General features: G+C 63.2%; 11 protein-coding genes. 7 read left to right on the forward strand and 4 right to left on the reverse strand.

All coding sequences use genetic code 11. The features are described from left to right. Nucleotides 1-88: 88 nt before the first annotated feature. Nucleotides 89-382: a hypothetical protein gene (locus tag Q0Z66_RS02255; protein ID WP_298037230.1), complete on the forward strand. Its 294-nt coding sequence runs from the start codon at nucleotides 89-91 to the stop codon at nucleotides 380-382. Here the strand turns inward: Q0Z66_RS02255 and rmuC are convergent. Continuing rightward, complete coding sequence (rmuC, locus tag Q0Z66_RS02260) at nucleotides 370-1,638, reverse strand: DNA recombination protein RmuC (protein ID WP_298037233.1); 1,269 nt, start codon at nucleotides 1,636-1,638, stop codon at nucleotides 370-372. The genes Q0Z66_RS02255 and rmuC overlap by 13 nt on opposite strands. A gap of 69 nt (nucleotides 1,639-1,707) precedes the next feature. After that, nucleotides 1,708-2,301, reverse strand: coding sequence for a 3'-5' exonuclease (locus tag Q0Z66_RS02265; RefSeq protein WP_298037235.1), 594 nt, complete (start codon nucleotides 2,299-2,301; stop codon nucleotides 1,708-1,710). Nucleotides 2,302-2,360: 59 nt separating this feature from the next. Between Q0Z66_RS02265 and Q0Z66_RS02270 the strand changes: the two genes are divergently transcribed. The 6 genes from Q0Z66_RS02270 (at nucleotide 2,361) to Q0Z66_RS02295 (ending at nucleotide 6,676) form a co-directional block, all read left to right on the forward strand. Beyond that, the gene (locus Q0Z66_RS02270) at nucleotides 2,361-3,101 is read left to right on the forward strand and encodes a class I SAM-dependent methyltransferase (protein WP_298037237.1); all 741 of its coding nucleotides are present in this window, start codon (nucleotides 2,361-2,363) and stop codon (nucleotides 3,099-3,101) included. Nucleotides 3,102-3,149: 48 nt separating this feature from the next. Beyond that, on the forward strand, nucleotides 3,150-4,223 hold the full coding sequence (gene ychF, locus Q0Z66_RS02275; protein ID WP_298037238.1) for a redox-regulated ATPase YchF: 1,074 nt from the start codon (nucleotides 3,150-3,152) through the stop codon (nucleotides 4,221-4,223). 33 nt (nucleotides 4,224-4,256) lie between these two features. Then, nucleotides 4,257-4,538 carry a type II toxin-antitoxin system RelE/ParE family toxin gene (locus tag Q0Z66_RS02280; protein WP_298037240.1) on the forward strand — a complete coding sequence of 94 codons (282 nt, stop codon included), beginning with the start codon at nucleotides 4,257-4,259 and terminating at the stop codon, nucleotides 4,536-4,538. Further along, on the forward strand, nucleotides 4,513-4,833 hold the full coding sequence (locus Q0Z66_RS02285; protein WP_298037242.1) for a HigA family addiction module antitoxin: 321 nt from the start codon (nucleotides 4,513-4,515) through the stop codon (nucleotides 4,831-4,833). The genes Q0Z66_RS02280 and Q0Z66_RS02285 overlap by 26 nt, the downstream gene beginning before the upstream one ends. Nucleotides 4,834-4,838: 5 nt before the next feature. After that, nucleotides 4,839-5,669, forward strand: a complete 831-nt coding sequence (locus Q0Z66_RS02290; protein WP_298037245.1) for an ornithine carbamoyltransferase — start codon at nucleotides 4,839-4,841, stop codon at nucleotides 5,667-5,669. Between the two features lie 554 nt (nucleotides 5,670-6,223). After that, nucleotides 6,224-6,676: a hypothetical protein gene (locus Q0Z66_RS02295; RefSeq protein ID WP_298037247.1), complete on the forward strand. Its 453-nt coding sequence runs from the start codon at nucleotides 6,224-6,226 to the stop codon at nucleotides 6,674-6,676. 410 nt (nucleotides 6,677-7,086) lie between these two features. On the opposite strand, the gene Q0Z66_RS02300 is transcribed toward Q0Z66_RS02295, so the two are convergent. Together Q0Z66_RS02300 and Q0Z66_RS02305 are read right to left on the reverse strand one after the other, a co-directional pair. After that, nucleotides 7,087-7,374 carry a transcriptional regulator gene (locus tag Q0Z66_RS02300; RefSeq protein WP_298037248.1) on the reverse strand — a complete coding sequence of 96 codons (288 nt, stop codon included), beginning with the start codon at nucleotides 7,372-7,374 and terminating at the stop codon, nucleotides 7,087-7,089. A gap of 1 nt (nucleotide 7,375) precedes the next feature. Further along, nucleotides 7,376-7,807 (reverse strand): hypothetical protein, encoded by a 432-nt coding sequence (locus tag Q0Z66_RS02305; RefSeq protein WP_298037250.1) that lies wholly within the window; start codon nucleotides 7,805-7,807, stop codon nucleotides 7,376-7,378. Nucleotides 7,808-7,837: the final 30 nt, after the last annotated feature.

Below are 7,837 nucleotides of genomic sequence, written 5' to 3' on the forward strand. Positions count from 1 at the left end.
GGGGACGGCCAGGCTTTGCTGGCACAATGGAGCCTGGTTTCCTCGTCATCAACGACATTCCTGATGACGGCCTCCAGGAGGGTGAGAGATGACCGCTGAGCAGAATCAGGGCGACAGCACGTCGGCCCCGGTGAAGATGATCACGACCGACACCGGGCGCATCCTTCGAGTGACCCCGGCCGATGAGGCTGCTCGTGCGGCGTCCACCGCCGCTCCAACGGTGACCGCGGCAAAAGTCGATCCGGCCCGTCGCGCTGACGTGCTCTTCCGCAAGCGTCGCGCCGAGGGGCACGAGCTCAGCTCGTGGTGGATGATCGGCGCGTTCCTCGGAACATCCGCGCTGGTGATCGTTCTGCTGAGCTGGGTGCCTTACAGCGCCTGATCCACGTCGATTCGGTCGCGCACTTCTCCGAGTTCGGCAGCGATCGCGGCCGATTGAGCTCCCTCGAGCAGCTCTGGGGCGGTGAAGCGTCGTGCCGGGGTGGTGATCACGGCGGGGCTGGTCTCGAGCGATGAGGTATCGATGCCCGGGAACTGTCGGGCCGTCACGAGTACCCGGCTCTCGAGCGAGCCCGCGAACTTGTTGTAACTGTCGACGGTGCGCTCGAGCGCCCGGCGCAGGTCGTCGGCGTGGCCAGCGAGAGTGCCGAGCCGATCGAAGAGCTGGGTGCCGAGCTTCAGCAGCGTACGCGCCTCGGTGGAGACCTCCTGCTGCGTCCACGTGTAGGCGACGGTCTTGAGCACGGCCCAGAGGTTGACCGGCGAGGCCAAAGCCACGCGCTTCCCGAAGGCGTAGTCCAAAAGCGTCGGATCCTCATCGATCGCCGCCGCGAGAAGGGATTCGCTGGGCAGGAAGCAGATGACGAACTCGGGACTGGACTCGAGGCCCGACCAGTAGGCCTTCTTCGCCAGAGCATCGATGTGCGCGCGAACCGCCTTGACGTGCTTCTGCATGTGACGGCGGCGTTCGGACTCGTTCGCATCGGAACCCTGCAGTGCTGTCGCCTCGAGGTAGGCGTCGAGCGGCACCTTGGCGTCGACGGCGATTGACTTCGCCCCGGGGAGGCGGATCACCATGTCGGGGCGACCCTGCCCCTGATCGGAGGAGATGGTCGACTGCAGGTCGAAGTCGACGTGGCGCGTGAGCCCGGCGGCTTCGACGACGCGCCGTAGCTGGGTTTCACCCCATACGCCGCGCGTCGACGTGGATCGCAGTGCCCCGGCGAGGGACTCGGTCGTCGCGCGCAGCGCCTCATCGGACTCCTGCGCGCGCCGCAGCTGCTCGGCGAGCGAGCCGAACTGCTCGTGCCGCTCGTGCTCGAGGGCGGCGACCTTGTTCTGTATCTGCTGCAGGCTCTCGCGCACCGGGGCGAGCGCCGTCAGAACGGCATTCTGCTGCTGCACGCGCTGCGCCTCGGCGCGCTGCTCGGCGCGCGTGTGCTCGACCGCGTCGCGATACAGGTCGTACTGCCGATCGCGGTCATCGCGTGCAGCGGCCAGCTCGGCCTCTGTGCGGGCGAGGTTCGCCGCGGTGCGCGCTGATTCTGCCGATCCGCGCGACGAGCGTGCGAACCAGCCGACCGCAACACCCACGAGGAGCGCGATGACGGTGAGCAGAGCGATGAGCGGAGCATCCATATCGCCATGATGCCCGGTGCCTCCGACATTGTTGGATGCCCCACCGCCGAAGCCGGTGGAACAGCGTCCTCAGGCGGCGTGTTCGCGGGCGACGGGAGCCGGAGCATCCGCCACCCGGATCCCGATCGCGCGAGCCAGCGAGTCGAGATCGGAGGAAGCCGTGCGCTGCGCGGCATCGATCGCGATCTGCGCGCACGCCCGCGCGTCGGCGAGCGCATCGTGGTGTGCGAACTCGGCGAAGCCGGCGGCTGCGGCGGCCTTGGGCAGGCGGTACGAATCGAGGTCGTAGACCTTGCGGGCGACCTGCAGCGTGCACAGCGAGCGGTACGGCGGGCAGTCGAGATCGGTGACCTGGGATGCCGTGCGCAGCACCTTGAGGTCGAAGCCCGCGTTGTGGGCGACCAGCACGTCGGTGCCAGCGAACGCGCACAGGCGCTCGAACTGATCGGGCCAGGTGTCGGCCCCGGCGACATCCTCAGGACGGATGCCGTGGATCTTGATGTTCCATTCCTGGAAGTCGTCGTGCCCGGCGGGAGGGCGGATCAGCCAGCTCTCGGTGTCGACGACGAGGCCATCACGAACACGGACGAGACCGACCGAGCACGCGGAGGCGGGGCTGGAATTCGCCGTCTCGAAGTCGATCGCGGTGAAATCCAGAGGCACCCGTCCACCTTCTCTCCGCGACCTATGGGGCGTTGTCAGACTCGCCGTAGGCTGGCGACATGAGCGATGACAGGGCGACATCATTCGGTGCGGTTGCGGCGGACTACGAGGCGGCGCGGCCGGACTATCCGTTCGATGCCGTCGCCTGGATGCTCGAGCTGCTGCCGCACGGATCCCACCGCATCGCTGATGTCGGGGCGGGAACCGGCAAACTCACGCGGGTGCTCGCCGAGAGCCCGACGGCCGAGGTCATCGCCATCGACCCGGATGCGCTCATGCTTGCAGCGCTGCGGGAAGCGGTGCCGGGCGTGCCGACGTTCCACGGCACGGCGGAGCGACTGCCGCTTCCCGTTGCGAGCCTCGATGCGGTCGTGCTCGGGCAGGCGTGGCACTGGGCGGATCCGGTTGGGGCCTCGGCCGAGGTCGGCCGCGTCGTGCGTTCGGGCGGCACGCTGGGGTTGATCTGGAACACCCGTGACAGCCGCGTCGACTGGGTGCGACGGCTGACGGAGATCATGCACGCCAGCGCGGCCGAGATCATGCTCGCGGAGGGCGGCCCGACGATCGCAGCACCCTTCGGTGCGCTCGAGGCCCAGGAGTGGGAGTGGGCGCGGCCGATGACACGCGCCCAGCTGCACCGGATGGCCGATTCCCGCAGCCACCTGATCACCGCATCCGACGACGAACGCCGCCGGATCCACACCGAGATGGACGCCCTGCTCGATGAGCTGGGGGTCGTGGGCGAAGCATCCATCGACCTGCCCTATGTGGCGCGGGCGTTCCGGGCCATCCGGGACTGAGAGCGCGAGCACCGGCATCTCGACATCCGCCCGGTAGACTCGACTCTCGTGGCTCTTACCATCGGTATCGTCGGACTCCCGAACGTCGGCAAGTCGACCCTTTTCAACGCTCTGACCAAGAACGACGTGCTCGCGGCGAACTACCCGTTCGCGACGATCGAGCCGAACGTCGGCGTCGTCAACTTGCCCGACCCGCGGCTGAACAAGCTCGCCGAGATCTTCGGCAGCGAGCGCATCCTGCCCGCGACGGTGTCGTTCGTCGACATCGCCGGCATCGTGCGCGGTGCGAGCGAGGGGGAGGGACTCGGCAACCAGTTCCTCGCGAACATCCGTGAGGCGGATGCCATCGCCCAGGTCGTGCGCGGATTCGCCGACGGCGACGTCGTTCACGTCGACGGCGCCGTCAACCCGGCATCCGACATGGAGACCATCAACGCCGAGCTCATGCTCGCCGACCTGCAGACCATCGAGAAGGCGATTCCACGCTTCGAGAAGGAGATCCGCGGCAAGAAGCTCGACCCCGCGGTGCTCGTCGCGGCGAACGAGGCGAAGGATGCTCTCGAGCGCGGCGTGCTGCTATCGACGAGCAAGATCGACCTCGAGCCCATCAAGGAACTCGGGCTGCTGACCTCGAAGCCCGTCATCTTCGTCTTCAACGTCGACGAGGCAGTGCTGACGGATGCTGCACGCAAGGCCGAGCTCGCCGAGCTCGTCGCCCCCGCGCAGGCGATCTTCCTCGACGCGAAGATCGAGTCGGAGCTCATCGACCTCGACCCCGAGGACGCCGCCGAGCTGCTCGCAGCCACCGGCCAGGACGAGTCGGGTCTCGACCAGCTCGCCCGCATCGGCTTCGCAACGCTCGGCCTGCAGACCTACCTCACTGCCGGCCCCAAGGAGTCGCGCGCCTGGACGATCCCGCAGGGCGCCAAGGCGCCGCAGGCCGCCGGCGTCATCCACACCGACTTCGAGAAGGGCTTCATCAAGGCTGAGGTCATCTCGTTCGAGGACCTCGTCGCGACCGGCTCGGTCGCCGAAGCCCGCTCGAAGGGCAAGGCGCGGCTCGAGGGCAAGGATTACGTCATGCAGGACGGCGACGTGGTGGAGTTTAGGTTTAACGTATAGCGTTATTGACGCTTCGCGTTATACACTCGTCGTGTGATCAGATCGTTCGGCAGCAAAGATACCGAGCGCATCTGGCATGAGCAGTACGTCAAGGGTGTCGACCGAACCGTGCAACGAGCGACCTTGAGGAAGCTCGAGTTAGTTCACGCGGCTAAGGATGTCGAAGATCTTCGGATCCCTCCGGGGAACCGTTTGGAACGATTGGTGGGTGACCGTCGAGGTCAGCACAGCATCCGGGTGAACGCCCAGTGGCGCATCTGCTTCGTCTGGAGAGAAGGAGGAGCGGAAGATGTCGAACTCGTCGATTATCACTGAGACCGACCTGATCGAGCCGATCCACCCGGGGGAGATCCTCATGGAGGATTTCATCGAGGGGTTCGGGATCACGCAGAACAAGCTCGCCGTGTCGATCGGCGTGCCCCCGCGTCGAATCAACGAGATCGTGCATGGCAAACGCGGCATCACTGCCGACACCGCCATCCGCCTTGCACGGTACTTCGGGACATCAGAAGAGTTCTGGATGAACCTGCAGTCCAACTACGAGTTGCGGATTGAGCGCCGGGTGCTAGGGAACAAAGGTGTGGCGATCACACCGTTGAAGGTCGCGTGAGTGCGATGACCGCCGTAGGGCAGCACCTGCTTACTTTGCGGGGGTGGGACAGCGCTGGGCTCAGCGCCTTCTTTGAGCTAGTGGATCGGTACGACGCTGGTTCTGGGCCGAGCTTCGACGGCGCAGTCGCTATGTTCTTCCCGCCATCGAGCTTGCGCACTCGCTTTTCGTTCGAGCGGGGTGCTGCCGAGATCGGACTCCAGTCGATTACTTTGCCGCCTGAGACACTCGATAAAGATGAAGATCTGGCTGATGTTGCCGGATATCTTGCTCAGTGGGCCGATCTCGTCGTTGTTCGGCACCCGAAAATGGACGTGTTGGAGCAGTTGGCTGCGCCAGGGTTGTTGCCCGTCGTCAACGCAATGACCAGCGTGAATCATCCCTGTGAGGTGCTGTCGGATCTTTATGCACTTTCGCGCGACGTCGACGTTACGCAGCTGCGATACGTGTTCGTCGGCGCGGATGGGAACATCGCGCGGGCATGGTGGGAAGCAGCTCAGGCGTTTGGTCTAGATATTCGCCAGTGCTGTCCGTCGGAATTGCGCGTCGTTGGAATGCCGTGGGAGGAAGATCTGCGCCACGCAATCCCGACCGCTGACGTTGTGCTCACCGATGGCCCAGGGCGTCATGCCGAACTCCTCGACCCGTATCTGGTGACGGGCGAGCTGCTAGATCTTGCACCGCACGGTGTTCGGTTTGCCCCGTGTCCGCCTTTTGTGCGGGGGCGTGAGGTCAGCGCGGATGCGATTTCACATCGTTCCTTTGTTGGATACGAGTTCAAGCGATCGTTGAAGCCCGTGCAACAGGCGGTGATGGCGCGGTCGCTCTTGCCTTGAGAGGTTGGTTTGTGCGGCGACGTGGTCGAATTTAGATTTAATGTCTAATAAGGGTCTCTGACCAGGGATTTTATCTTCTCGGCCTCCGGTTGGGTTCGATGGACAGGTTCCGCTTTACCATCAGGTGCTAAGCGTTTGTCCCGCTGACCTGGGACTTTGATCGGTCTCTGCGGAGCTCTCGCAGAGGCCGATTCTCGTTGTCGCGTTGCGGTAGCGTCTCTGGCGAGTGGCTTCGGCTGGGCAGTTCTGCGGCGGGTTCAAGTTGTTCGACCCGCGATCTCGCGGAAGGTGCGCTGACTCAAAAATCTGTCTGACTCATAAGTCGGTTATCCAACAACGCTTTGGTTCACTGGGGCAGGTCTCGTTCCGCCAGAGTGCGAGTGATTTCGTCCCGCTAGCAGCTCGCTCCCATGAGCCCAGCTCAGCGATGCCGGCATCACAGTCCCCGTGGTGTGCATCGCTGGCTTTGGTTGATCCAGCAACGCCCGGTATTGGCTCACCTGACAATGTTAGGGGTTTCGGATCGCGTCGAGATTGCTTGATAAGGTGGTTCGATGTCTGACGTGAAAGTGCGATCGGTGCAAGCTGTATCAACGCTTTCTCTAGCGTTGGCGGGAGTGCTGTTGCTGCCAGGGTGCTCGACGGTAAGTTCGTTCGAGGCCGAGCTTGAGGATATCTCTTCGAAAAGTAGAACGTTTAATTTGCCTTCGAGTGTCGGTGGCGACATGGCTTGGGATGAGTTGCTCATCGTCTGTCCTTACGCCGAGCCGAAGGGCGATGTTCATCCAGTGCTTGCCGCTGCAGCTTCTGAAGTAGATGCCGACAGCTCTGACGACTTGCAGTGGCTAATATTCCGCAGCAACGAGGACGTCAGCACTCTCGAACTGTCCCGCATCGACTTTGATTTCTGCTCACGTTCCTTCTCTGCTGAAGAGACGTTCAAGCCGGAGGCCCAGTGGGAAATGATCGAAGATGACGGGGCTTCCGTGATCGTACCCGCGGAGTAACGCGTTTTAGCTGATTGGCTTCTCATTGAAATCAATGATTGAAAGCGCGTGGAGCAGCCTTCGTGGACGAACCATGAAAATGGCAATATCACGCGCCTTCGACCAGTCAGTGACGAGATCACTCCTGTCAAAGGTTGGCACCTGTGGGCACTGCTGCGAGTGGCGGCACAACACAACCTCTGCGAGCAAGAAATGAGAGCCCTCATGTCAAAGGTTGCTATCTGCGGCGACGTGGTCTAATTTCGTTTTGCGCTATAACCTCTGGTTGCGGCCGCTCCAAATCTGACGGCCGTTGCCCCGAGCTGAATCGAGCAGCGCGTTCTCCAAGGGGCTGAAATCCTCGCCGATGTGGCGGTGGTTCCGGGGAGTCATAGCTCTCCGGTCTCCGAGAATGACGTTATCCCCAATGCTTAGTGTCCGGCAATGCGATTGAGGGTGGTCACCAGGTCGCGGAACGCCCTTCGGCCCTCTGGCGTTAGCCGCACCAGGGTTGTTCCGTACCGGTTTTTGCGTTCCTTGGAGATCTCCACCAGGCCTCGATCCTCCAGGTCGCGAAGGATCTTTGACAGATCGGGCATCGACAAGCCCGTCGTCTCCTGCAGTGCAGGGTAGTCCGCTTGCTCGACCTGATGCAGATGCGACAAGGTGACGAACCGCTTGGGCGCGACCAGGTGTGCATCGATTTCTGCATACGACATGTCAGCGGCGGATCAGAAGCACGACATAGAACGCCAGCCATGCCGCAGGGGCCAAGCCCGCGAAGATGAACGCTTCAGGGAACGGAATCGTCTCGCCATGCACGAGGCCCCGCCAGACGGGGATCAGGAGCCAGACGGCGAATGCTGCGGAGATGATGGTCCCCTTTAGCCTGGGCTCGTTCGGCTGGCTCAGTCGCTTGGAGATCCAGACGTTTGACGTGACGATTGCGCCTAAGGTGAGTGGGATGGCCCACCAGGGAAATCCGCTCAGCGCGAGAAGCCCGGACGCGAATGACAGCGCGATCGTGGCAATCGCGCTCAGATGGTCACCGGCGCTGAAAACTCGCCGAGGTCTCGGCGGCATTGAGTCAAGCAGGCGCTGTGCTTCGATGGCAGTGACGTTCTGGTGCTCGCTCGGTTCGGCGTCCTTCATGGTGCCAAGATAGCAACTAGTTGCAGAAAA

It is taken from the genome of uncultured Microbacterium sp. (genome assembly GCF_947632095.1).
GTDB lineage: Bacteria > Actinomycetota > Actinomycetes > Actinomycetales > Microbacteriaceae > Microbacterium.